The sequence below is a fragment of the Streptomyces sp. NPDC050147 genome, from assembly GCF_040660195.1.
In the GTDB taxonomy this organism is placed as follows: Bacteria; Actinomycetota; Actinomycetes; order Streptomycetales; family Streptomycetaceae; genus Streptomyces.
In genome coordinates this window covers 100330-124474 of sequence record NZ_JBFALJ010000018.1, presented here as the reverse complement: position 1 = coordinate 124474, position 24145 = coordinate 100330, and the positions used below count along the sequence as shown (strand labels likewise).

The 24145-nt window shown below is 71.3% G+C and carries 18 protein-coding genes and 1 pseudogene; 12 read left to right on the top strand and 7 right to left on the bottom strand.

All coding sequences use genetic code 11. The annotated features are described in order from the left end of the window. Positions 1-53 precede the first annotated feature (53 nt). Positions 54-1223: a glycosyltransferase family 39 protein gene (locus AB0I94_RS26160; protein ID WP_363312093.1), complete on the bottom strand. Its 1170-nt coding sequence runs from the start codon at positions 1221-1223 to the stop codon at positions 54-56. 230 nt (positions 1224-1453) lie between these two features. On the opposite strand from AB0I94_RS26160, the gene AB0I94_RS26155 reads away from it, so the two are divergent. Both AB0I94_RS26155 and AB0I94_RS26150 read left to right on the top strand, forming a co-directional pair. Beyond that, a complete protein-coding gene (locus tag AB0I94_RS26155) occupies positions 1454-3079 on the top strand; it encodes an MFS transporter (protein WP_363312092.1) in 1626 nt (541 codons plus the stop codon). 134 nt (positions 3080-3213) lie between these two features. After that, positions 3214-4410, top strand: coding sequence for an acyl-CoA dehydrogenase family protein (locus AB0I94_RS26150; RefSeq protein ID WP_363312091.1), 1197 nt, complete (start codon positions 3214-3216; stop codon positions 4408-4410). Positions 4411-4423: 13 nt separating this feature from the next. On the opposite strand, the gene sepF is transcribed toward AB0I94_RS26150, so the two are convergent. Next, positions 4424-4867 carry a cell division protein SepF gene (sepF, locus tag AB0I94_RS26145; protein WP_363312090.1) on the bottom strand — a complete coding sequence of 148 codons (444 nt, stop codon included), beginning with the start codon at positions 4865-4867 and terminating at the stop codon, positions 4424-4426. A gap of 290 nt (positions 4868-5157) precedes the next feature. Here sepF and AB0I94_RS26140 point away from each other — a divergent pair. The 5 genes and pseudogenes from AB0I94_RS26140 to AB0I94_RS26120 all read left to right on the top strand — a co-directional run bounded on the left by AB0I94_RS26140 (position 5158) and on the right by AB0I94_RS26120 (position 10997). Further along, a pseudogene (locus AB0I94_RS26140) lies at positions 5158-6516 on the top strand (DUF5685 family protein). Between the two features lie 77 nt (positions 6517-6593). After that, entirely contained in the window at positions 6594-7400 is an 807-nt protein-coding gene (locus tag AB0I94_RS26135; RefSeq protein ID WP_363312089.1) for a DUF1684 domain-containing protein, read from the top strand. 256 nt (positions 7401-7656) lie between these two features. After that, positions 7657-8556 (top strand): S1 family peptidase, encoded by a 900-nt coding sequence (locus AB0I94_RS26130; RefSeq protein ID WP_363312088.1) that lies wholly within the window; start codon positions 7657-7659, stop codon positions 8554-8556. Between the two features lie 156 nt (positions 8557-8712). Further along, the gene (locus AB0I94_RS26125) at positions 8713-9636 is read left to right on the top strand and encodes a slipin family protein (protein ID WP_363312087.1); all 924 of its coding nucleotides are present in this window, start codon (positions 8713-8715) and stop codon (positions 9634-9636) included. Positions 9637-9911: 275 nt separating this feature from the next. Beyond that, positions 9912-10997, top strand: a complete 1086-nt coding sequence (locus AB0I94_RS26120; protein ID WP_363312086.1) for a S1 family peptidase — start codon at positions 9912-9914, stop codon at positions 10995-10997. Positions 10998-11082: 85 nt separating this feature from the next. Here the strand turns inward: AB0I94_RS26120 and AB0I94_RS26115 are convergent, their stop codons facing one another. Then, entirely contained in the window at positions 11083-12228 is a 1146-nt protein-coding gene (locus tag AB0I94_RS26115; RefSeq protein WP_363312085.1) for an AAA family ATPase, read from the bottom strand. A 67-nt stretch (positions 12229-12295) separates the two neighbouring features. Continuing rightward, positions 12296-13351: a DUF3533 domain-containing protein gene (locus AB0I94_RS26110; RefSeq protein ID WP_363312084.1), complete on the bottom strand. Its 1056-nt coding sequence runs from the start codon at positions 13349-13351 to the stop codon at positions 12296-12298. Positions 13352-13514: 163 nt separating this feature from the next. Between AB0I94_RS26110 and AB0I94_RS26105 the strand changes: the two genes are divergently transcribed. Further along, the gene (locus AB0I94_RS26105) at positions 13515-16940 is read left to right on the top strand and encodes a DNA polymerase III subunit alpha (protein ID WP_363312083.1); all 3426 of its coding nucleotides are present in this window, start codon (positions 13515-13517) and stop codon (positions 16938-16940) included. Then, positions 16937-17920: a hypothetical protein gene (locus AB0I94_RS26100; protein WP_363312082.1), complete on the top strand. Its 984-nt coding sequence runs from the start codon at positions 16937-16939 to the stop codon at positions 17918-17920. The genes AB0I94_RS26105 and AB0I94_RS26100 overlap by 4 nt, the downstream gene beginning before the upstream one ends. A gap of 21 nt (positions 17921-17941) precedes the next feature. On the opposite strand, the gene AB0I94_RS26095 is transcribed toward AB0I94_RS26100, so the two are convergent. Then, positions 17942-18796: an ABC transporter permease gene (locus tag AB0I94_RS26095; protein ID WP_363312081.1), complete on the bottom strand. Its 855-nt coding sequence runs from the start codon at positions 18794-18796 to the stop codon at positions 17942-17944. Then, positions 18793-19701 carry an ATP-binding cassette domain-containing protein gene (locus tag AB0I94_RS26090; protein ID WP_363312080.1) on the bottom strand — a complete coding sequence of 303 codons (909 nt, stop codon included), beginning with the start codon at positions 19699-19701 and terminating at the stop codon, positions 18793-18795. The genes AB0I94_RS26095 and AB0I94_RS26090 overlap by 4 nt, the downstream gene beginning before the upstream one ends. Positions 19702-19835: 134 nt before the next feature. Between AB0I94_RS26090 and AB0I94_RS26085 the strand changes: the two genes are divergently transcribed. From AB0I94_RS26085 to AB0I94_RS26075, 3 genes are all read left to right on the top strand, one after another. After that, the gene (locus AB0I94_RS26085; RefSeq protein ID WP_363312079.1) at positions 19836-21104 is read left to right on the top strand and encodes a sensor histidine kinase; all 1269 of its coding nucleotides are present in this window, start codon (positions 19836-19838) and stop codon (positions 21102-21104) included. After that, positions 21101-21799 (top strand): response regulator transcription factor, encoded by a 699-nt coding sequence (locus tag AB0I94_RS26080; protein ID WP_363312078.1) that lies wholly within the window; start codon positions 21101-21103, stop codon positions 21797-21799. The genes AB0I94_RS26085 and AB0I94_RS26080 overlap by 4 nt, the downstream gene beginning before the upstream one ends. 170 nt (positions 21800-21969) lie before the next feature. Then, complete coding sequence (locus AB0I94_RS26075; protein WP_363312077.1) at positions 21970-22863, top strand: alpha/beta fold hydrolase; 894 nt, start codon at positions 21970-21972, stop codon at positions 22861-22863. Positions 22864-22928: 65 nt separating this feature from the next. Here AB0I94_RS26075 and AB0I94_RS26070 read toward each other — a convergent pair whose 3' ends face one another. Next, a complete protein-coding gene (locus AB0I94_RS26070) occupies positions 22929-23945 on the bottom strand; it encodes a lytic polysaccharide monooxygenase (RefSeq protein WP_363312076.1) in 1017 nt (338 codons plus the stop codon). Positions 23946-24145 lie beyond the last annotated feature (200 nt).

Sequence of the window (24145 nt, the reverse complement as noted above, 5' to 3'; positions counted from 1 at the left end):
CCGGGTGCTGGTGCGGAATTTCCCGTCCGCTCACCGGGCCGCCCCGGAAACGATCATGGCGGACCCGAGCCGTTCAGCCAGAACGCCCCGTACGCCGCGCTCGCCGCGGCAGCGGCCGCCAGGCCCCCGAGAACCAGCGCCGACCTGCTCGTACGCACCCGGGCGAGCGCCACCGCGAGGGGCAGGAGCAAGGGGAAGGCGGGCAGCAGGAGGCGCGGCTTCGAGCCGAAATAGCCCGCGGCGCACAGCGCGAGCGCCACGACGATCCCGCAGTGGACGAGCAGGGGCAGCGGCTGCTTCTGCCGGACACCGATGACGTACAGCCAGACCACCAGGGCGACCCCGACGATCAGACCGACCCCGGCGAGAGCCGCGGGGAAGGCGGTGAACTTGTCGCCGACGAAGCGGGCGAAGGCGTAGCCGAAGTCGAATCCGTTGCCCCAGCCGGCCTGGACGTCGAGATAGCCGAAGAGGCCGTCGCCGGTGCGGTGGCCGACCCACAGGACGTAGCCCGCGGCGCCGAGCGGCGCGAGCACCACCCCGAGGATCAGGCGCCGGTCCGCCGTGCGCTCCCGCCGGATGTGCACGGCCGCGGTCACCCACAGTGCGGCGACGACCGCGGCGCCCACGGGCCGCGTCAGGCCCGCGAGGGAGGCGAGTACGCCCGCCCACACCCAGCGGCCGGTGAGCACCGCGTACAGCGACCAGGCCGCGAGCGCCGTGAAGAGGGACTCGCTGTACGCCATCGACTGCACGATCCCCACGGGCAGGACCGCCCACAGCGCGACCGCGTAGACCCCCACTCGTCGCCCGTAGAGGTGATCGGCGATCGCGAAGATCCCCCCGGCCGCGCAGAGCGAGGCGAGCCAGCTCACCACCAGGCCGGCATCGGCGTACGACAAGGGGCTGACCGCCGAGACGAGACGCTCCAGCCAGGGCAGCAGCGGGAAGAACGCGAGGTTCGAGTGGACGCTGCCGTCCGGGAGCGTCACCTCCCAGCCGTAGCCGTGCTCGGCGACGCGGGTGTACCAGAGCGAGTCCCAGCGAGCGGTGAGCAGCGTGTGGGCGCTCTTTCCCGCCGCCGCGCTCCAGACCGCGAGCACCGCGACCCCCAGGGCGCGCACCCCGGCGTAGACGAGGAGCGCGGGCGCCGCGCGGCGCAGCGCCGCGCTCGCACGGGCGCCGTAGGACGGCGGGGGCAGGCGTTGGTCCAGGTCGGTCACGGGCTCGATTATCGGCGCAGGCGGGAACCGGTGGGCCTGCCGGGGGCGTGGTCCATGCGTGGGCAGCGTGGCGTACGCCACACCCTCTCCGCGCAACCGTGAGAGGTCCGCCACGCGCCACAGCCGTGAACTCGCGTACTCTGACGGCTCACTCGCCTTTCGCCGCCGCCAGCTGGGAGATCACGTCCCGCGGGGCCGCCGTAGCGAGGGATCACTGGGAGGTATCGCACATGTCGGGTTCAACCACGGCCACCGCTCCTTCCGGCCGTCGGGTACCCGGGTCGCAGGGCGGCGCCAACCGCTGGCTGGTGCTCGTCGTTCTCTGCACAAGCCTGCTGCTCGTCGCCGTCGACGCCACCGTTCTGCACGTCGCCGTGCCCGCCGTCACCGAGGACCTGAAGCCAGGTGGCATCGAGCTGCTGTGGATCGTGGACATCTATCCGCTGATCTGCGCCTCGCTGCTCATCCTCTTCGGCACGCTCGGTGACCGGGTGGGCCGCAGACGGGTGCTGCTCCTCGGCTACGCGCTCTTCGGCGTGGCCTCGGCCGTGGCGGCCATGGCGGACAACGCCCAGGTCCTGATCGCGGCCCGCGCCCTGCTCGGCGTCGGCGGTGCGATGATCATGCCCGCCACGCTCTCGATCCTCCGCCAGGTCTTCCCCGACCGGCGCGAGCGTGCCGTCGCCATCGGCGTGTGGAGCGCGGTGGCCGGAATCGGCGCGGCGGGCGGCCCGCTGCTCGGCGGATTCCTCCTGGAGCACTTCTGGTGGGGCTCGGTCTTCTTGATAAACATCCCGCTGATGCTGGTCAGCCTCCCCATCGGACGCCTGCTCCTTCCCGAGTCGACGGGTGACCGCGACGGGCCGTGGGACGTGGTCGGCGCGCTGATGGCCGCGGGCGGCCTCTTCGGCATCGTGTTCGCGGTGAAGCGGGCGGGCGGCGGCGAGTCGCCGTTCGGCATGACCACCCTTCTCTCGTTCTTCCTCGGCGCGGCCCTCCTGGTGGGCTTCGTCCGCAGGCAGCGGCGGCGCAAGCATCCGCTCATAGACCTGTCGATGTTCGCCCGGCCCGCGTTCAGCACCTCGCTGGGCTGCATCGTGCTCGCGATGCTCGCCCTGGTCGGCCTCGAACTGGTCGCCGCGCAGTATCTGCAGCTGGTGCTCGGCCTCTCCCCGCTGGAGACGGGGATGCGGCTCGTTCCGCTCACCGTCGCCGCGATGGCCGCGGGCCTGGCCGGAACGAAGCTCCTGCACCGCTTCGGCCCGCGCACGATGGTCGCCTCCGGCTTCACCCTGACCGCGGCGGCCGTGGTGGTGCTGACCGGAATGGGCGACCAGGCCAACGACCCGCTCCTGCTCGTCAGCTTCGTGCTGCTCGGCCTCGGTCTGCAGACCACGCTCTTCGGTTCGTACGAGTCGATGCTCAGCGAGGCGCCCCAGGCGCAGGCGGGCGGCGCCGCCGCGATCGGCGAGACCTCGTACCAGCTGGGCGCGGGCATCGGCATCGCGCTGCTCGGCAGCGTCATGAACGCGGCGTACGCGCCGGGCCTCTCGTCGGTGCGGGGCGTTCCTGACAAGGCGAGTGCCGCCGCCAGCCACTCGTTGGGCGAGGCGTACGAGGTCGCCTCGGGACTCGGGGGCGGCGCGGGCGAGGCGCTGCGCGTCGCCGCGCGCGAGTCCTTCGTGCACGGGCTGCACGTGACCCTGCTGGTCAGCGCGGGGCTGCTGCTGCTCGGCGCGCTGATGGCGCTGAAGCTGCCGCGCACCATGGAGTGCGGGGCGCCTGCGGCGCGGCCTGAGCAGGGGGTTCCTGCGCCCCGAGGGGAGGCGGAGGTTCCTGTGGAGTCCGTCCGCTGAGGTGATCCGGGCCTTCGGCCGGGGATTTCCCCCCACCCACCCGGCCTTATGGACGTGCGGGATGCTGCGTCGTAACGTCAACGCGAGCCGTAAGTAACTACCACTGCTAGTTTTTGCGCCGCCGGAGGCCCGAGATGTCCGCACGCAGCCGTACGCCCCTGCCGCCCTTCGACCCCGCCGACCCCCTCGGCATCGACGATCTCCTGGAGCCGGAGGACCTCGCGATCCGCGAGACCGTCCGCACGTGGGCGACCGACCGCGTCCTGCCGCACATCGCCGACTGGTACGAGAAGGGCGAGCTGCCCGGCATCCGCGATCTCGCCCGTGAGCTCGGCTCCCTCGGCGCGCTCGGCATGTCCCTGGAGGGCTACGGCTGCGCCGGGGCGAGCGCTGTCCAGTACGGGCTCGCCTGCCTCGAGCTCGAAGCCGCCGACTCCGGCATCCGCTCGCTCGTCTCCGTACAGGGTTCCCTCGCCATGTACGCCATCCACCGCTTCGGCTCCGAGGAGCAGAAGCAGCGCTGGCTGCCCGGCATGGCGGCGGGCGAGATCATCGGCTGCTTCGGTCTGACCGAGCCGGACCACGGGTCCGACCCGGCGTCCATGCGCACCTTCGCCAAGAAGGACGGCACCGACTGGGTGCTCACCGGACGCAAGATGTGGATCACCAACGGATCTGTGGCCGGGGTCGCCGTGGTCTGGGCGCACACCGACGACGGAATCAAAGGCTTCGTCGTCCCCACCGGCACCCCGGGCTTCTCGGCGCCCGAGATCAAGCACAAGTGGTCGCTGCGGGCAAGCGTCACCAGTGAGCTGGTGATGGACGAGGTACGGCTGCCCGCCGACGCGGTGCTTCCCGAGGTCACCGGGCTCAAGGGCCCCTTGAGCTGTCTCTCTCACGCGCGCTACGGCATCGTCTGGGGAGCGATGGGCGCCGCCCGCTCCTCCTTCGAGGCGGCCGTCGAATACTCCAAGACTCGCGAGCAGTTCGGCAGGCCCATCGGCGGCTTCCAGCTCACTCAGGCCAAGCTCGCCGACATGGCGGTCGAGCTGCACAAGGGCATCCTGCTCGCGCATCACCTCGGCCGGCGCCTCGACGCGGGCAGGCTCCGCCCGGAACAGGTCAGCTTCGGCAAGCTCAACAACGTACGGGAGGCGATCGAGATCTGCCGCACGTCCCGGACGATCCTGGGCGCGAACGGGATCTCGCTGGAGTACCCCGTGATGCGGCATGCGACGAATCTCGAATCGGTGCTCACCTATGAGGGCACCGTCGAAATGCATCAACTCGTGTTGGGCAAGGCGCTCACCGGTCTTGACGCTTTCCGGTGAGCGGCCTCGCCCACTAGCTCTGGTTGAAGAAACCGTCCGTCGGACGGCTCGTGGCCTCCCCGTTGACGATGTTCGTGTCAGCGGGGCTGAGCAGGAAGACCCGCGTCGCCACGCGCTCGATGGAGCCGCGCAGACCGAACGTCAGACCTGCCGCGAAGTCCACGACGCGCTTGGCGTCGCCGGGGTCCATCGACGTGAGGTTGATGATGACCGGGACACCGTCCCGGAAGAGCTCACCGATGCCGCGCGCGTCCCGGAAGCTGTCCGGGGTCACGGTCCCGATCCGGCGCCCTTCCTCTTCGGCGGCCTCGGCCACCACCCGCACCCGCGGGTCGGTCACCCAGGCATCGCCGGGCCCCTCGGCCCCGTCGTCGTCGTAGCCGTCGTAGTAACGCTCGTCATTGTTGTTGTCGTCGACGAGGCCAAGCCAGGCACTCGCCTTGCGCACCGATCCCATGGACGCCTCCTCTCACAGCGGGCTTTCTGCGTTCCGCATCCCCATGTTCGTCCATGATGCGGATAGTGCGCCAAGTGGATAGTCGCCGCGCGGGGTTTTCGTGACGGTACTGGTGCAGAGTCAACACGCCGTAAACGCGTGGTTCCCCAAGGGTGCGGCTGTATACGTCTGCTGACAGTAAGTGAAATATGATTGTTCACGGCGTATGGGTGACGACCCGTACGTCCGGGTGAACGGACCCCTCGATACGATGCCCGAGTTGATGGATGACAGGCTCACGGGGGAGTCGCATGTTCGGAATCGTCAGGCCCCGCAGCCATCGTCTGGGCGAGGGGCTCAAAACGCAATGGATGGCGCACCTGTGCGGCCTCTGTCTTGCGCTGCGCGGTGACCACGGGCAGTTCGCCCGGGTCGTGACCAACTACGACGGCCTGATCATCTCGGTTCTGACGGAGGCTCAGGCCCAGGAGTCCACCGGCTGGCGTCGCACCGCGGGACCCTGTCCTTCCCCAAGCTCTTAAGGAGCAGGGGAGACCCCAACCGCGGTATGCGCACCGCTTCCGTCGCGCGGGGCGAGGGCGCACGGCTCGCCGCCGCGGTCTCGCTGGTGCTCGCTTCGGCGAAGGTGCGCGACCACGTCGTCGACGGCGACGGCATCTTGGCGCGCAGGCCGGTGGCCGCCGCCGCCCGCAAGGTCGCACGGAGCTGGGACCGGGCGGGTGCCCGCACCGGCGCCGCTGTGGGCTTCGACACGGCGGTTCTGCTCGACGCCGTCGAACGGCAGGTCGGCATCGAGGGCTTGGCGGGCCGCGGCACCTCCCTGCTCGCGGTCACCGAGCCGACCGAGACCGCGACCGCCGCGGCCTTCGCGCACACCGCCGTCATCGCGGGCAGGCCGGGCAACGCCGAGCCGCTCGCCGAGGCCGGCCGCCTCTTCGGCAGGCTCGCGCATCTCCTGGACGCCGTGGAGGACAAGGAAGCTGACGCCGCGTCGGGTGCCTGGAACCCTCCCCCAAGCTCTTCAGGGGCAGGGGGGACCCCCATCGGCCACCGGCACCGGACTCGGCGAGGCGCGGCGCCTCGCGGACGATGCCCTGCACGGCATACGGCTCGCACTGCGCGACGCCGAGTTCACCGACGGCAAGCTCGCCCACATGCTGCTCGCGCATGAGCTGGGGCGTTCGGTGGACCGTGCCTTCGGGACCGACGCGTGCGGGCACACACATGAGGTGACGGCCCATCAGGGTGGTTCCTTCGGGCCGCCGCCGGGTGGGCCCTATGGCCAGCAGGGCTACGGAGGCGGCAATCCGTACGGAGGCGACAACCCGTACGGAGGCGGGACGCCCGGCGGGGGTCAGGGCGGCCCCGGTGGTCCCGGTGGGTTCGGTGGTCCGGGCGGTCCCGGAGGCCCCGGTGGGTTCGGGGGAGGGCCCGGGTTCGAGCCGCAGCCGCCCAAGCCGGGCAAGAGGGGCTTCTGGGCGGGGTGCGCGGTCGCCATCGGGCTCTGCTGCACCTGCAAGCTGTGCTGCGCCGATTCGTACGAGGGCCCCTGGTCCCGCAAGAAGCGGGAGGGCTGCTGCACCAACTGCGGCGACAGCGGATGCTGCTCCTGTTGCGAGTGCTGCTCCTGTTGTGACTGCGGGCTTTAGGCACTCGGCGTTCTCCGCTCCGTCCACGGGTTCGTCGTGGCCGGGAGTTCCCGCGAGCCCGTGCAAGGCTTGATCACATGACGACGGACGCAGCACGCGACTGGAAGCACTGGCACGAGCAGCGGACGGAGACGGTGTCCGCGCCCTACGGCCCGCTCTCCCTCACCGGCACCCACTGGCTCGCGGATTACCCGGATGGATCGCTTCCGGACATCCCCGGACGTTGGACCGAGGCGGGCGACGAGATCGTCCTGACCGCCGAGACCGGCGACCGGCTCACCCTGGACGGGCAGCCGTTCGGCGGTGAGGCCAGGCTCGTCGCCGATCCCGGGCCGGTCGCCGCGGCCCGCGTCGGGTACGGCGAGCGCCGCCTGGTCGTGCTGCGCCGCGAAGGGCTCTGGGCGGTACGCGACTTCGACCCCGAGTCCGCGACGCGCCGCGCCTTCGAGGGCATCGAGGCCACCGAGTACGACGCGCGCTGGGCCGTGCCGGGGCGCTTCACGCCGTACGCCGCCGAGAGCACCACCGACGGGGTGCGCACCGTCCGGGTCGGCAACGCGGACGGGGTGGAGCGAGGGCTCGGTCTCGGGGGTGAGCTGGCCTTCACCCTGGCCGGAAAGGACCACACGCTCCAGGTTTCGGTGGAGGGTGACGGCTCACTGTGGGCGGTCTTCGCCGACGCGAGCAGCGGGGTCTCCAGCTATCGGTTCCGGTTCCTGCGGCCCGCCGCTCCGGACGCCGAGGGGCGCACGACGGTGGACTTCAACCGTGCGCTTCTTCCCCCGTGCGCCTTCGCCGACCACTTCATCTGCCCCTTCCCGCCCCCGGGGAACACTCTCGACGCCGAGATCGCCGCGGGAGAGCGGAACCTGGTCGGCCGCTGACACGTCAGAGGCACAGCCGATGACCGAGCCCCGGCGGCGTACGACAGAGGTGTCAGCCGTCGGGGTCGGTCGCCGGGTATCCCGCCGACGGCCGAAAGGCGCCCTTGTGCGCGGTGTCTCCGGCCCGAATACTCCCGAGCAAGCGCTTGTCAGGAGCACGGCATAACCGGAATCCGGCTTGCCTCTTGCTCATTGGCTGCGCCTCACGGGCCCCAACCCACCGGGCCCACTGACTTCCCCTCGGGAGGAACAACAAGTGAGGAACAAGCGCACCACCCCCCGCAGCGGCATAGCGAGACGTACTCGTCTGCTCGCCGTGGCCACCGGACTCGTGGCCGTCGGCGCGCTCGCCGTCCCCGCCGCGAACGCCAATGACGTCACCACCTTCAGCTCGGCGCAGCTCACCAAGGCGAGCGACGCGGTGCTCGACGCGGATGTCGCAGGCACCGCATGGAGCGTCGACAAGGCGACGAACCGTCTGGTCGTCACCGCCGACAGCACCGTCTCCAAGGCCGAGATCGCCAAGATCAAGGAGGCGGCGGGCAGCAACGCGGGCGCCCTCAAGGTCGAACGCACCCCCGGCAAGTTCAGCAAGCTGATCTCCGGCGGCGACGCGACCTACGCGTCGAGCTGGCGCTGCTCGCTCGGCTTCAACGTCCGCAGCGGCAGCACCTACTACTTCCTCACCGCGGGGCACTGCACCGACGGTGCGGGCACCTGGTGGGCCAACTCCGCGAAGACCACGGTGCTTGGATCCACGCACGGCTCCAGCTTCCCGACCAACGACTACGGCATCGTCAGGTACACGAACTCGTCGATCACCAAGTCGGGTACGGTCGGCAGCCAGGACATCACCAGTGCGGGCAACCCCACCGTGGGCCAGAGCGTCACACGGCGCGGTTCCACGACCGGTACCCACAGCGGCCGGGTCACCGCCCTGAACGCGACCGTCAACTACGGCGGCGGCGACGTCGTCTACGGCATGATCCAGACCACGGTCTGCGCCGAACCGGGCGACAGCGGCGGCCCGCTCTACGCGGGGTCCAAGGCACTGGGCCTCACCTCGGGCGGCAGCGGCAACTGCTCATCGGGCGGCACGACCTTCTTCCAGCCGGTCACCGAGGCGCTGAGCCGGTACGGCGTGAGCGTCTACTGATCCACGTACGGCCAGTTCGCAGCCAGCACCTGAAGAGTCCCCGTCCGGCAGTCCGGGCGGGGGCTCTCTCCTGTCTCCCGTCTCCCTTTGCGCGTCCCGCGGCGTTACCTTCGAAGTGCACGCCCAACACGCCCAATTCGGACCCTGGGGGCCGGCATGGTCGAGGAGCTGGTGGCGGCGGGAGTGGCCGTCGGATGTGCCGGAGCGGTCTATGCGCTGGCCGCGGCGCGTGTCGTCAAACAGTACGAACGGGGCGTGGTGCTCCGGCTCGGGCGGCTGCAGCGTTCGGTGCGCGGGCCCGGGTTCACGATGATCGTGCCGTTCGTGGACCGGCTCCGCAAGGTGAACATGCAGATCGTCACGATGCCGGTCCCGGCGCAGGACGGCATCACCCGGGACAACGTCACGGTGCGCGTGGACGCGGTCATCTACTTCAAGGTGATCGACGCGTCCGAGGCCGTCATCCAGGTGGAGGACTACCGCTTCGCGGTCTCACAGATGGCGCAGACGTCGCTGCGTTCGATCATCGGCAAGAGCGATCTGGATGACCTGCTCTCCAACCGAGAGAAGCTCAACCAGGGCCTGGAGCTGATGATCGACTCTCCCGCGGTCGGGTGGGGCGTGCAGATCGACCGGGTCGAGATCAAGGACGTGTCGCTGCCCGAGACGATGAAGCGCTCGATGGCCCGGCAGGCCGAGGCCGACCGCGAGCGGCGGGCCCGCGTGATCAACGCGGACGCCGAGCTGCAGGCCTCCAAGAAGCTGGCCGAGGCGGCGCACCAGATGGCGGAGGAACCGGCCGCCCTCCAACTGCGGCTGCTGCAGACCGTGGTGGCGGTCGCCGCGGAGAAGAACTCGACCCTCGTACTGCCCTTCCCCGTGGAACTCCTGCGCTTCCTGGAGCGGGCCCAGCCGGCGCAGCAGCCGGGCGCGACCGGGGGCGCGCCTCCTGCCGCGGTGACCGAATCTCCCGCCGCGGTGACCGGATCTCCCGCTGCCGCGCTGCCGGATTCCGGTGCCTCACCTTCGGAAGCCGGTGAGCGGGACGCGCCAGGAGCGTCGAGAACCGGACAGGACTAGTCCTTACCCGCTGCCGATCACCCGCTCGCACGCGGTGTTTGCAACGGAAACCGACGTGGTGTGACCGGGGCGGGTGAAGACACAGGGGGCGCACAGTGTTTGTCGCGTGCGCGTCCTGAAGTAGACCTTGTGTGCTACCAGGCGGTATCGGGATAGTGGGCCGCATCCCTTGGCATGGACGCGGCTTTCGCAGCGTGTGCGACTCCGTGCCGGTACGCCTTCCGGTCCCCAGGTCCCCACACCGAACGGACCGACCCCCCACAGGAGGACGTGAGTTGAAGCACCGACGCATATCCAAGCGACGTGCCACCGTGGCAGGTGCGGGCATCACCGCACTGATCGCCGCCGGAATCACCTTCCAGACTGCGAACGCGAGTGAGAGTGCCCCGACCCCCACGCCGGACACCCTCTCGGTCGCGAAGGCCGGAAAGCTCGCCTCGTCCATCGGCAAGGATCTCGGCCTGGACGCGGCAGGCACCTACTACGACGCCAAGGCCAAGAACCTCGTCGTGAACGTCCTCGACAAGAGCGCGGTCGACGCCGTCGAGTCGGCGGGCGCCAAGGCGAGAGTCGTCGAGAACTCCCTCGCCGAGCTGAAGAGCGCCCGCTCGACGCTCAGCGACAAGGCGTCCATCCCCGGCACCTCGTGGGCGGTCGACCCGGCCACCAACAAGGTCGTCGTCACGGCGGACCGCACGGTCAAGGGCGCCGACCTCGACAAGCTCGGCGCGGTCGTGAAGGGGCTCGGCTCCAAGGCCGAACTCCAGCGCAGCAAGGGGGAGTTCAAGCCCTTCATCGCAGGTGGCGACGCCATCTGGGGTGGCGGCAGCCGCTGCTCGCTCGGCTTCAACGTGGTCAAGGACGGTGCTCCGCACTTCCTGACCGCGGGCCACTGCACCGAGGCGGTGACCAGCTGGTCCGAGGAGCAGGGCGGCCCGGTCATCGGTGAGAACGCGGGTTCCAGCTTCCCCGAGAACGACTACGGCATCGTCAAGTACACCGGTGACACCGCGCACCCCAGCGAGGTGAACCTCTACAACGGCTCGACGCAGGCCATCACCAAGGCGGGCGACGCGACCGTCGGCCAGGAGGTGCAGCGCAGTGGCTCGACCACGCAGCTGCACGACGGCACGGTCACCGGTCTCGACGCCACCGTGAACTACGGCAACGGCGACATCGTCAACGGACTCATCCAGACCGATGTCTGCGCCGAGCCCGGTGACAGTGGCGGCGCGCTCTTCGCGGGTGACACCGCGCTGGGTCTCACCTCGGGCGGCAGCGGTGACTGCACCGCCGGCGGGGAGACGTTCTTCCAGCCGGTGCCGGAGGCGCTTTCCGCCTTCGGCGCGGAGATCGGTTAGATCCCGGCGGGATCAATGGGCAGGGTGGGGGCCGGACCTCTTCGGGGGTCCGGCCCCTCTGCGGGTTGGACGTGGCCGGGCGCTGCTAGCGCTTGGGCCAGTACCAGAGGGGTTCGTCGAGGAGGCCCTCTCTGCCTGCCACTGTCGTCTGGCCGGACTCCTTCACCAGCTCTATGGAGTTCACGTCGAGGCGGTGGCGCGGGGCGCCCTTCTCGATGGCGTCCGCCAGTGGGCCGGCGTGGGTCACCAGGACGATCTGCGTGTCCTTCGTCGCGGTGAGGATCAGGTCCGCGAGGGGGCGCAGGAGGTCGGGGTGCAGGCTCGTCTCCGGCTCGTTCAGGACCAGGAGCGAGGGTGGCCGGGGTGTGAGAAGAGCGGCGGTCCACAGCAGATAGCGCAGCGTGCCGTCGGACAGTTCGGCCGCTCCCAGGGGGCGGTTCAGTCCGCGCTGGTGCAACTGGAGTTCGAAGCGTCCCCCGCTGTCGACGATCCCCACCCGGCTGCCCGGGAAGGCGTCGTCCACCGCGGCGTCAAGGGCCGCCGGGTCGCCGATCTCGCGGATGGTCTGGAGCGCGGCGGCCAGGTCGGCGCCGTCATGGCCGAGGACAGGCGTGCGGGTGCCGATGCGGGCGGCGCGGGCGGGCGCTTCGGCGTCGGTGCGCACGTGGTCGTAGAACCGCCAGGAGCGGATCAGTTCGCGCAGCCTGAGCAGGTCGGGGGCGAGCTGCGGATCGGCCAGCTCGCCGAGCATGCTGTCGTACGGCCTGATGCCCTGGGTGCGGTGCCAGCCGCCGTCGGCGGTGCGGGTGCGCACGGCGGGGCCCGCGCGGTCGCAGAGCAGCGCGGCGGGGCGCAGGACGGGTCCGGCCCAGGTGCACTCGCGCTTGATCTCCGGGTCCAGGTTGAACATGGAGGGGGCCGCGCCGGAGCCCGAGGTGGGGACGGGGTACCCGAAGTCGACCGCGTACCCGAACTCGTCACCGGCGAAGCCGAGACGGAGGCTGGTGGCCTCCGCCTTCGAGGGGCCTGCCCACAGCGCCGAGGGGAGTCCGCCCTCGCGGGCCAGGGCCGAGACCGCGCCGCCCCGCGAGGAGTCGGCGAGCAGCCGCAACGCGCGGTACAGGCTCGACTTGCCGGTGCCGTTGGCGCCCGTCACGACGTTCAGCCGGTTCAGTGGGACGATCAGTTTGCGCAGGGAGCGGTAGTTTTCGACCGCCAGGGTGGTGATCATCGCTCAAGACTCGCACCCGGGTCTGACAACACCCGTGGAGTGCGGGCCGCCGGGCGGGCCGCCCGGCTCACCGGCGGTGGGCGCCGGTGCCCGTGTGCGTTTCCTCCGTCGCGGGCCTCCGGCCCGGCTGGCGGTCCCCGCGCAGCGCGGACATGACCAGGGTGATGACGGTGCCCACGACCGCCCAGGCCGCGAGCACCAGCATCGGTCCGGTGATCGCGTTGCCCTTGAAGTACGCGATGGAGCGGGCCACCCAGGTGCCCGCGCCCGGCGGCAGCCAGGGGCCGATCTCCTTCCAGAACGGCGGCAGCATCGGCAGCGGGAAGGCGCCGCCCGCGCTCGGGTTGCCCGCGATCACGACGAGCAGGACGGCGAGGCCGATGCCCACGATGCCGGTCAGCGACTGCAGGGCGAGCGTGATCATGCCGACCGAGAAGACGACGAGGGAGCCGAGGCCCCACAGGCCCATGATGCTGCCGGGCAGGGCGTCCAGGATCGGCCCGATGATGAGCGCGCCGCCGAGGCCGCCCGCGATCGAGTAGAGCGCCATGGCGCCGGTCCTGATCAGGGCGCGCTGCCGGTTGGTGGCCCGGGCGCCCGCGCTGATCGCCAGGATCGAGGCGCACAGGTAGCCGCCGACGCACCAGCCGACGACCAGGTAGAAGGACGAGAGCCCGTCGAAGTCCTTGGTGGACGCGGGGGCCACGTCCACGGTCTTGACCGTCCGCTTCTCGGCGCCGTCGACCTGGGTGGCGATCTTCTCAAGGGCGGTGGCAAGGACGGTGCCGCCGCCCGAGCCGACCAGGAGGGTGTCGGTCGTGCCCCGGGGGTCCACGATCAGGGCCCCGTCGATGTCGCGGTTCATGATCTGGTGCCGGGCGGCGGCCTCGTCCTTGACCACGCGCGGGTCGAGCGGGTCGCCGGGGAGTTTCCCGAGCTTGTCCGAGGTCTCCTTGGCCGCCGGTCCCGGAGCGACGACTCCGAAGGGCACGTCTTTCGGCTTCGGGTCGTGCAGGGCCCCTACGTAGGAGGCGATGAACAGCAGCTGCAGGGCCAGTACACCGATGACCAGCAGGGCTGCTCGCGGGGTGACGGCGCTCTTCAACTCATCGGTGAAACTCATGCCCCCCACGCTCCGTGGCCCTTGCCGTTCCCGCAGGTGGGTGGGGCCGAATGGGTGAAGCGGAGTGCCGTTCGACTCGGGTGTCGTACGTACGTTCGAAACTTGGGTATGGTGGAGGCGGGGGATGTGAGAACGGATCGATTCGGGGTTTCAGGAGGTGCGTGTGCCCGGGTTCACGCATCTGCACACCGTCTCCGGGTTCTCCCCGCGGTACGGGGCCTCGCACCCGGAGCGGCTTGCCGAGCGCGCCGCCGAGCGGGGCATGGACGCCCTCGCGCTCACCGACCGGGACACCCTCGCGGGGAGTGTCCGGTTCGCCAAGGCCTGCGCGAAGGCGGGGGTGCGGCCGCTGTTCGGGGCCGAGCTCGCGGTGGGGGAGCCGGCACCACCGCGCGGTGCGCCGCGGCGGACTCCGGTGCGCGGAGGTGCCTTCATCGACGAGTCGACCCCGCGCGTGACCTTCCTCGCCCGCGACGGCGCCACGGGCTGGGCCGCGCTGTGCCGCCTGATCACCGCCGCGCACCGGAGCGGCCAGGGGCAGCCCGTGCTTCCGTGGGAGGAGAACCACGGCGAGGGCATGACCGTGCTGCTCGGCCCCGCGTCCGACGTGGGGCGCGCGCTCGCCGCCGGGCGCCCCGACCGGGCCGCCCGCCTCCTCGCCCCCTGGCGCGAGCGCTACGGAGACGCGCTGCGCCTGGAGTCCGTGTGGCACGGCCGCGAAGGCACCGGACCCGGTTCGCTCCGCCTCGCCGCCCGCACCGTCGGCTTCGCCGCCGAGCAGGGCGTCCGCCCCGTCCTGAGCAACGCCGTCCGCTACGCCGACGCCGGCATGGGTCCGGTCGCCGATGTGCTCGACGCCGCGCGCCGTCTCGTCCCCGTCGACCCGACCAAGGAACTCGACAGCGGGGAGCGGTGGCTGAAGGGCGCCGACGCCATGCTGGGCAACGCCGAGCGGATCGTGGAGGCCGCCGGTTTCCGCCGCGACACCGCCCACCGCCTCGTCGAGCAGACCCGGTCGGCCGCCGCCGAGTGTCTCGTCGACCCCGAGGACGACATCGGCATCGGCTCCGTGCGCTTCCCCGAGCCGCACCTCGTCGGCGCGGGCCGCCGCACCGCCCAGCGCGTGCTCGCCTCACGGGCGGCGGCGGGCATGGTGCTGCGGGGGTACGACAGGCGCCGCGAGTACTGGGAGCGGATGCACCACGAGCTGGACATCATCGCGTACCACGGCTTCGCCTCCTACTTCCTCACCGTGGCCCAAGTGGTGGACGACGTACGCGACTTGGGTATCCGAGTGGCGGCGCGTGGCTCCGGCGCGGGGTCCCTGGTCAACCACCTCATCGGCATCGCGCACGCCGACCCCGTCGAGCACGGCCTGCTCATGGAGCGGTTCCTGTCCACGCGCCGGGCCGTTCTGCCGGACATCGACATCGACGTGGAGTCGGCCCGCCGCATCGAGGTCTACCGCGCGATCATCGACCGCTTCGGCACCGAGCGGGTCGCGACCGTCGCCATGCCCGAGACCTATCGGGTCCGCCACGCCATCCGTGACGTGGGCGCCGCCCTCTCCATGGACCCGGCCGAGATCGACAAGATCGCCAAGTCCTTCCCGCACATCCGCGCGCGGGACGCCCGCTCGGCCATGGAGGAGCTGCCCGAACTGCGGGCGGTGGCGAAGGAGACGGAGCGCCACGGCCGGCTCTGGGAGCTGGTCGAGGCGCTGGACGCGCTGCCGCGCGGGGTCGCCATGCACCCGTGCGGGGTGCTGCTCTCCGACGCCTCGCTGCTCGCGCGTACGCCCGTCGTGCCCACCAGTGGCGAGGGCCTGCCCATGTCCCAGTTCGACAAGGACGACGTGGAGGACCTCGGGCTGCTCAAGCTCGATGTGCTCGGGGTGCGGATGCAGTCGGCGATGGCGCACGCCGTGGGGGAGGTCGAGCGGGCCACGGGCGAGCGGGTGGACGTGGACGCGGCGCCGCCGGGGGACCCCGCGACGTATCAACTCATCAAGTCCGCCGAGACACTGGGCTGTTTCCAGATCGAGTCGCCGGGCCAGCGTGACCTGGTCGGGCGGCTGCAGCCCGCGACCTTCCACGACCTGGTCGTCGACATCTCGCTCTTCAGGCCGGGACCGGTCGCGGCCGACATGGTGCGGCCCTTCATCGAGGCCCGGCACGGCCGCGCGCCCGTCCGCTATCCGCACCCGGAGCTGGCGGAACCGCTCAAGGAGACGTACGGCGTCGTCGTCTTCCACGAGCAGATCATCCAGATCGTGGACATCATGACCGGCTGCGGTCGCGACGAGGCGGACCGGGTGCGGCGCGGGCTCTCCGACCCCGAGTCGCAGGGGCGGATCCGGTTCTGGTTCGCGCAGCAGGCGGCGGCGAGGGGATACGACGCCGAGACGATCGGCCGGACGTGGGAGATCATCGAGGCCTTCGGGTCGTACGGCTTCTGCAAGGCGCACGCGGTGGCCTTCGCCGTGCCGACGTACCAGTCGGCGTGGCTGAAAGCGCACCACCCGGCCGCCTTCTACGCGGGGCTGCTCACGCACGACCCCGGGATGTACCCCAAGCGGCTGCTGCTCGCGGACGCGCGGCGGCGAGGGGTGCCGATCCTTCCGCTGGACGTGAACCGGTCAGCGGTCGCTCACCGTATCGAACTGGTGTCCGAGCCGAGGGGGACCTGGGGCCTGCGCCTCGCACTCTCCGACGTCCACGGCATCAGCGAGGCGGAGGCCGAGCGGATCGCGGCCGGGCAGCCCTACGCCTCGCTCCTCGACTTCTGGGAGCGGGCCAGGCCCGGCAAACCGCTCGCGCAGCGGCTCGCGCAGGTCGGCGCGCTCGACGCGTTCGGCGCCAACCGCCGCGATCTGCAACTGCACCTGACGGAGCTCCGGCGAGGCTCGCGGGGCTCGTCGGGGGCCCAACTCCCCTTGGCGGGCGGGCGGAAGACGGCACCCGCCGGACTGCCCGACCTGGACGAAGCGGAACGGCTCAGCGCCGAGCTCGGCGTCCTCGGCATGGACTCCTCACGCCATCTCATGGGCGACCACGCCGAGTTCCTCCGGGAGCTCGGCGTGCTGACGGCCCGCCGCCTGAGAGAGGCCGAACACGGGGCGACCGTCCTTGTCGCGGGCGCCAAGGCGGCCACCCAGACCCCGCCGATCCGCTCCGGGAAACGGGTCATCTTCACCACCTTGGACGACGGCACGGGCCTGGTCGACCTGGCCTTCTTCGACGACGCACACGAACGGTGCGCGCACACCGTCTTCCACTCCTGGCTGCTCCTGGTCCGCGGAGTGGTGCAGCGGCGCGGGCCGCGCAGCCTCAGCGTGGTCGGCGCCGCCGCGTGGAACCTGGCGGAACTGGTGGAGCTGCGGCGGGAGGGCGGACTCGAAGCGGTGGGGGCACGCCTTGCCGAGCCGGGCCCGGAGGGGGAGCCCGACGCGGCCCCGGCGGACGGCGGCCGCCGCATCCGGATGTCCACGGGGTACGAGATGCACCCCTGGGCCGACCTCCAGCCGCCCGGCGAACGCGCGGCCACAGGGCGGAAGTTGTGGCACCAGAGCCCGGGGAGCGCGGGATGAGCACTCTTTGCGTACGGTTCCTCCTGCCGCCCATGTACGAGGCCGCCATGCCGCGGCTGCTCACGTTGCTCGGCGAGTTCAGCCCTGTCGTCGAGGCACTGCCGCCCGACGCCGCGCTCGTCGACGTACGGGGAGCGATGCGTTACTTCGGGCGGGACGCCGTCGAGCTCGCCTCGGTGATCCGGGTGCGGGCGCTCGCCCACCACGGCGTGGACTGCGTGATCGGCGCCGGGCCGGGGCCGATGCTGGCACGGATGGCCGTGCGGGAAGCCGCGCCGGGCGTGACCCGAGTCGTGGGCCCGGAACCGGAAGCCGTCGCGGAGTTCCTCGGTCCGAAGCCGGTCGCCGAACTGCCCGGGGTCGGCCGCGCCACCGCCCGCACCCTCTGCTCGTACGGGCTCGACTCCGTCGGCAAGGTGGCCGCCGCGCCGCTGTCCACGCTGCAGCGCCTCGTCGGCGCCCGCGCGGGCCGGGAGCTGTACGAGAAGGCGAACGGCGTCGACCGCGCACGCGTCGTGCCGAACGCCGCGGCCCGCTCCCTCGCCTCCGAACGACCTTTCGCCCGCGACGAGTTGGACCCCACACGCCATCGCAGGGCGCTGCTCTCGATCACCGAGGAACTCGGCGCGCGGATGCGCGACGAGGACCAGGTGTGCCGTTCCCTCGCCCTCACCGTGCGTTACGCGGACCGCACGGGCTATTCGACGATCACCCGCACCCGTACGCTGCCCGAGCCGACCGCCCACTCCTGCGCGCTGACCGGAACCGCGTACCGCATGTACGAGGCGCTCGGCCTCCAGCGGGCCCGGGTGCGCGGCATCTCGCTGCGCGCCGAAGGGCTCGGCCCGGCCGAACACGCCGCCCACCAGCTGATGTTCGACCCGGTGGACGACAGGGCCCGCAAGATCGAGGCGGTGGCCGACCGGGCGCGGGCGAAGTTCGGTCCGGGTGCGATCGTGCCGGGAACACTGGCGGCGTAGCCGCGCCCGGCAGGCAACGGGCTACAGGTCGCGGCGGCGCACCGTCACGACCGTGACGGCCAGCGCCACCAGCGGCCATACGGCGAACACGATCCACGCCTCGGTGACCGACACCGGGTACTTGTCCTCGGGGAAGGGGATCGAGGGGTTCATCACCAGCTTCTGCCACGCGGAGAGCGGCATCGCGTTGCCGATCTCCTTGACCCATCGACGGGTCTCGCCCTGAAAGAGCGCGGGCAGCAGGAGCAGTGTCACCAGGGTCGCCACGACGGTGCCCGTGGCGTGCCGCACGAGAGCGCCTGCCGCCATGCCGACCAGCGCGCACAACGGCGCGAGCAGCGCGCCCGCGGCGACGGCGCGCAGCGCGCCGGGATCGTCGAGCGACAGGCCGCCGTACTCGCGCAGGAGCGCCTGGGTCGTGCCGAACGAGACCCCCGAGACGACCATGCCGAGCGCCAGCATGACCGCCGTCACGACGGCCACCTTGGCCAGCACCACCGCGCGCCGGTCGGGAACGGCCGCGAACGTCGTACGGGCCAGGCCGCTGGTGTACTCACCGAAGACCGCGATGGCGCCGACGCTGCCCGCGATGACCATGAAGATCTGCCAGGCGGGATCGACGAAAGCGGTGTGCAGGGGATCGAACCGCATGTGGGCGTCAAGGCCGTCCGGGGGCGGCGGCAGGTGCGCGAGCCGGACGGCGTTGGACTGCGCGGAGTTCACGTTGATCCCGATGACGACCAGCGCGCCGATCCCGAGAACCCAGTACGTGGAGCGCAGCGACCAGAGTTTGATCCACTCGGCGCCGATGAGGTCGCGGAAGCGGGCACGGGGCTCGGCGGTCACCGTGAGGGCGAGCGTCTGCGGTGTCGTCATCGGGGTTCTCCTGCCAGGTATTCGGCGCTGTCGGCGGTGAGTTCCATGAACGCCTCCTCCAGGGAGGCGGCTCTGGTTGTCAGCTCGTGCAGCAACAAGCGGTGCCCAAAGGCGAGTTCACCGATGCGGGCTGCGGGCAGGCCGGTGACGGTGAGTGTGTCGCCGTCCGTCTCCACCGACGCGCCCTCGGCGGTCAGGGCTTCCGTCAGTTCGCGGGCGTCCGGCGTTCGCACCGTCACGCGTCGCCGGGTCCCTCGCGCCGCGAAGTCGGTGAGGCTCTCCGCCGCGATCAACTCGCCCCTGCCGATGACGATCAGCTGATCGGCGGTGTTCTCCATCTCCGTCATGAGGTGGCTGGACACGAACACCGTGCGGCCCTCGGCTGCCAGGCGCCGGAAGAGCCCGCGTACCCACAGCACACCTTCCGGATCGAGGCCGTTGAGGGGCTCGTCGAACAGCAGCACCGGCGGATCGCCGAGCAGCGCGGTCGCGATGCCGAGCCGCTGCCGCATACCCAGCGAGAAGCCGCCGGTGCGCTGCCGGGCCACCTCGGCGAGGCCGACCTCGCTCAGCACCTCGTCGACGCGGGAGCGCGGAATGCGGTTGCCGTGGGCCAGGGCACGCAGGTGGGCGCGGGCCGTGCGACCGCCGTGCACGTCGCCCGCGTCCAGGAGAGCGCCGACGTGGCGCAGGCCGCGGGGCCGGTCGCGGAAGGGGCGGCCGTCGATGACCGCGGTCCCGCCGCAGGGGTCGATCAGGCCGAGGAGTATCCGCAGGGTGGTCGTCTTGCCCGCGCCGTTGGGGCCCAGGAATCCGGTGACCTGGCCCGGACGCACGGTGAAACTCAGGTCCTTGACGGCGCTCTTGTCGCCGTACCGCTTCGTCAGTTCATCGACTTCGATCACCCGGACCACGGTGCCGTCCACCGGGGCCGCGCGGCATCGGGCCGAAGGCCACACCCGCCGCGGACTTCGGTAGCCCACGGGCGTAGGACCGCGGGCCGATACCCCTGCGCCAGAAGGGCACTTACGATCGGCACATGGACATCGACCCAGGTCAGCCCACCGTCGAGGAGGGACGGCGACGACGTGTGCACCAGCGCCTGTGGCCGTCGGTGCGCACGGGCCTGGCCTGGAGCGGGGCCGTGGTCTATCCGTTCGTCACGTACGTGACCTTCGACCACGGCCAAGGCGGCTTCGACGTACTGATGGTCCTCGCGTCGGTCGCGCTGACGGCCGTGGTCGCCTCACTCCTCAGGCGCAGGCCCCTGCCGGCGCTGGTCTTCCTGCTCCTGGGCGCGGTGGCTGCCACGATGGAGATGCGCAAGATCGAGGTCAGCTATCTCCAGACGCTGGCCGGGGTCTGCGCCGTCGGCTATCTCGCCGCCACCCGCCCGCGCCGCACCTCGGTCGCCGCCGCGCTCATGGCCTTCACGGCCCAGGCCGTCACCCTCTTCGTCTTTCCGCCCGACGGTGGGTGCCAACCCCCGTACCCGGCAGCCGGCTGCCGGCCCTCCGGCTGGGCGAGCAGCAACGGCGAGACCGTGGCGTTCGTCGCCGTCGCCCTCATCGCCGCCTGGATGGCGGGCAGTTCGGCCCGCGAGCGCCGTACGCACGCCGACGCGCTGCGCGCCCAGGCCACCGACCGTGCCGTCACCGCCGAACGGCTGCGCATCGCACGGGAGTTGCACGACATGATCGCGCACAGCATCGGGGTCATCGCCATCCAGGCGGGCGTGGGCAGCCGGGTCATCGACACCCAGCCCGCGGAGGCCCGCAACGCGCTCAGAACCATCGAGGCCACCAGCAGGGAGACCCTCGCGGGCCTGCGCAGGACGCTGGTCGCCTTGCGCAGGCCCGAGCCGGACGCGGTAGCCCAAGAACTTGCCCCCACCCCGTCCGCGCCGCCCCGCGAACCCGCACCTGGCCTCGGGGACGTCGACCGCCTCGCCACGGCGGCGCGGGACGCCGGGGTCCGCGCGGAGGTCCGCCGGCTCGGGGAGAGCGGGCCGCTGCCCGCCGACATCGACCTGGCCGCGTTCCGCATCCTTCAGGAGGCCCTCACCAACGTCGTACGGCACGCGGGAACGGACGCCTGCCGGGTGACCGTCGAGCGGAGGGAGGGCGAACTGGCCCTCGCGGTGGAGGACGACGGCCGCGGCGGCCTGCCCGCGGGCACCGGGTTCGGCCTCGTCGGCATGCGGGAGCGCGTGGCCCTGCTGCACGGCCGGTTCACCGCGGGGCCGCGCCCCGAGGGCGGCTTCCGGGTGACGGCGCTGCTGCCCTTGCCGCCGAGGGAGGACCGATGACTGACCCCGCCGTCCCCGCCGTCCCCGCCGCCCCCACCGTCCGTGTCCTCCTCGCCGACGACCAGCCCCTCGTCCGTGCCGGCCTGCGCGTCCTGATGGCGGACACCCCCGGCATCGAGGTCGTGGGGGAGGCGGGGACGGGCGCCGAAGCGGTCCGACTCACCCGGGACGTACGCCCCGACGTCGTCGTGATGGACATCCGCATGCCCGGCATGGACGGCATCGAGGCCACCCGTGTGATCACGGCGGAGGCGGCTTCGGCGACGCGCGTTCTCGTCCTCACCACCTTCGATGACGACGACTACGTGTACGGGGCGCTTCGCGCGGGCGCGAGCGGGTTCCTCGTCAAGGACATGGCACTGGAGGACATCCTCGCGGCGATCCAGGTGGTGGCCGCGGGGGACGGCCTGATCGCGCCGAGCGTCACCCGGCGGCTGATCGCGGAGTTCGCCGCGCGGCCCGAACCGAGGCCGCGGGCCCGGCGGAGGGTCGACGGCATCACCGACCGCGAGTGCGAGGTGCTGACGCTGGTCGGCCGTGGTCTGTCGAACGCGGAGATCGCGGCCGAACTCTTCATCACCGTGGCGACGGTGAAGGCGCACGTGGCTCGGCTCTTCGCCAAGCTGGACTCCCGCGACCGGGTCCAACTGGTGATCATCGCCTACGAGGTGGGGCTCGTGTCGCCTCCGCGCTGACCCCGCGGCGGCCCCCGGGCGACCGTGCCAGTGTCTGCTGGAAGTTTTTCCGGCACGCAACTTCACACTTTTACTACTCGCCCGTAATTTGTCGTGTGCACGGCATCCTCGTGATCCGGATCACAGGGCTCACTCATCGCAACTCCCTTGAGCCGCAAGGAGATCACCCGATGCTGCCCTGGAGACGCACGCTCAGAGCGTTCACCGCCGCCCTCCTCATGACGGGCGTACTCACCCTCGCCCCCGCCGCCACGGCGACCGCCGACACCGCACCGTCGTCAGCCTCTTCAGGCTCCTCAGCCTCTTCGGCCTCGTCACGGGGCTGGAACGACTACGACTGCAAGCCGTCCGCCGCCCACCCGCGCCCCGTGGTCCTCGTCCACGGCACCTTCGGCAACTCCATCGACAACTGGCTCGTCCTGGCGCCCTATTTGGTGAAGCGCGGCTACTGCGTCTACTCCCTCGACTACGGCCAACTGCCCGGAGTGCCGTTCTTCCACGGGCTCGGCCCGATCGACAAGTCGGCCGAGCAGCTCGACGGCTTCGTGGACAAGGTGCTCGCCTCGACGGGCGCGGCCGAAGCGGATCTCGTGGGCCACTCGCAGGGCGGCATGATGCCCCGCTACTACCTGAAGTTCCTCGGCGGCGCGGAAAAGGTCAACGCCCTGGTCGGCCTCGCGCCCGACAACCACGGCACCACCCTGCTCGGCCTGACCAGGCTGCTGCCCTACTTCCCCGGCATCGAGGACCTGCTCACCACCAAGACCCCGAGCCTCGCCGACCAGGTGGCCGGATCGCCGTTCCTGACCAAGCTCAACGAAGGCGGCGACACCGTCCCCGGAGTGCGCTACACCGTCATCGCCACCAAGTACGACCAGGTGGTCACCCCGTACCGCTCGCAATTCCTGAACGGGCCCGGCGTACGCAATGTGACCGTCCAGGACCTGTGCCCGGTCGACGTGTCGGAGCACGTGGCGATAGGAATCCTCGACCGCGTCGCGCACCACGAGGTCGCGAACGCGCTGGACCCGGCGCACGCGACGCCGAGCACCTGCTTCTCCTGAACGCGGAGCCGCCGCTGACCGGGGTCAGCGGCGGCTCGACGCGTACTCGACGCGTACTCGACGGGTCAGCGACCGTGGCGCGCCGTCCGGCGGCGGGCCGTGCCGAACATGGCCGCGGCGCCGATGGCGAGGGCGGCGGCGCCGCCGATCGCGATGTACGAGGTGGTGCTGTCGCCGCCGGTCTCGGCGAGGTTCTCGTTGGTGGCCGCGGGCTTCGCGGCGGAGCCGTTCACCTCGGGCTGGTTACCGGAGGCGTCCTCCTCGGTGGCCGGGGCCGGGGCGGCCTCGGAGGCCTCGGCGCCGGTCTTGGCGTCACTGTCACCGTGGCCGTGGTGCTCGACCGAGGACTTCTCGGCGCCCGCGGCGATGTCCTTCTCGGAAGGGGCGGACGCGGTCGGGGCCGGAGCCGCGGCCTCGCCACCGCCGCTGTCCTTACCGCCGCTGTCCTTGCCGAAGACGACGTCGGAGCAGGTGTAGAAGGCCTCGGGGGAGTCCGAGCGCTGCCAGACCGAGTAGATCAGGTGGCGGCCCGACTTGGCGGGGACCTTGCCGTCGAAGACGTAGTCACCGTTCTCCATCTTCGGGTCGGTGACGTCGACGAAGGGCTTCTCCTCCAGGTCCGACCACTTCAGGGGCTTGGTCGGGTCGTACGAGTCCTTCGTGATGTACAGCTCGAAGGAGCCCTTGTGCGGGGCGGTGCCCTTGTAGCGGAAGGTGTGGCTGCCGCCGGACATCTTGCTGGACGGCCAGTCGGCGCGCGGCAGGTCGAGACCCTTGTACTTGTCGTTGCCCGCGCTGCACAGCTTCCCGTCGGGGATGATCTCCTTCGACTTGCCCGCGGCGTTGGCGATGTTCACGCCGTTCCAGTCGTAGAAGGCCTGCGTGCCGCTGGCGGCGACAGCGGCCTTGCAGGCGGCCGACGTCGGGGACTCCGGACCCTCCTGGAAGCACGCGGAGACACGGCTCACCGGGTCCGTCATCGAACCGTGCGCTGCGGCCGGGGCGGCCGAGAGGGCGGTCAGGGCGAGCGGGGCGATGCCGGCGGCGGCGATCGCGGCGACCTTGCTTCGGCGTGCGGTCATGAGTGGTTCTCCTCAGCGGCGGTTCAAGGGGGGTGGGGGACACGAGACGGTTGCGAACGGCCGGTGCCGCCCCCCGATCACGTGCGGCGCCGACGGTTCGTAACCGGCCCGGCGACGAGAAAACTAGCCGCTGAAATCCCCGGATTCGCCTGCTGGGAGGGGGTGATGACGATCTTTATGGTGGGGTTAAGGGAGCCCTC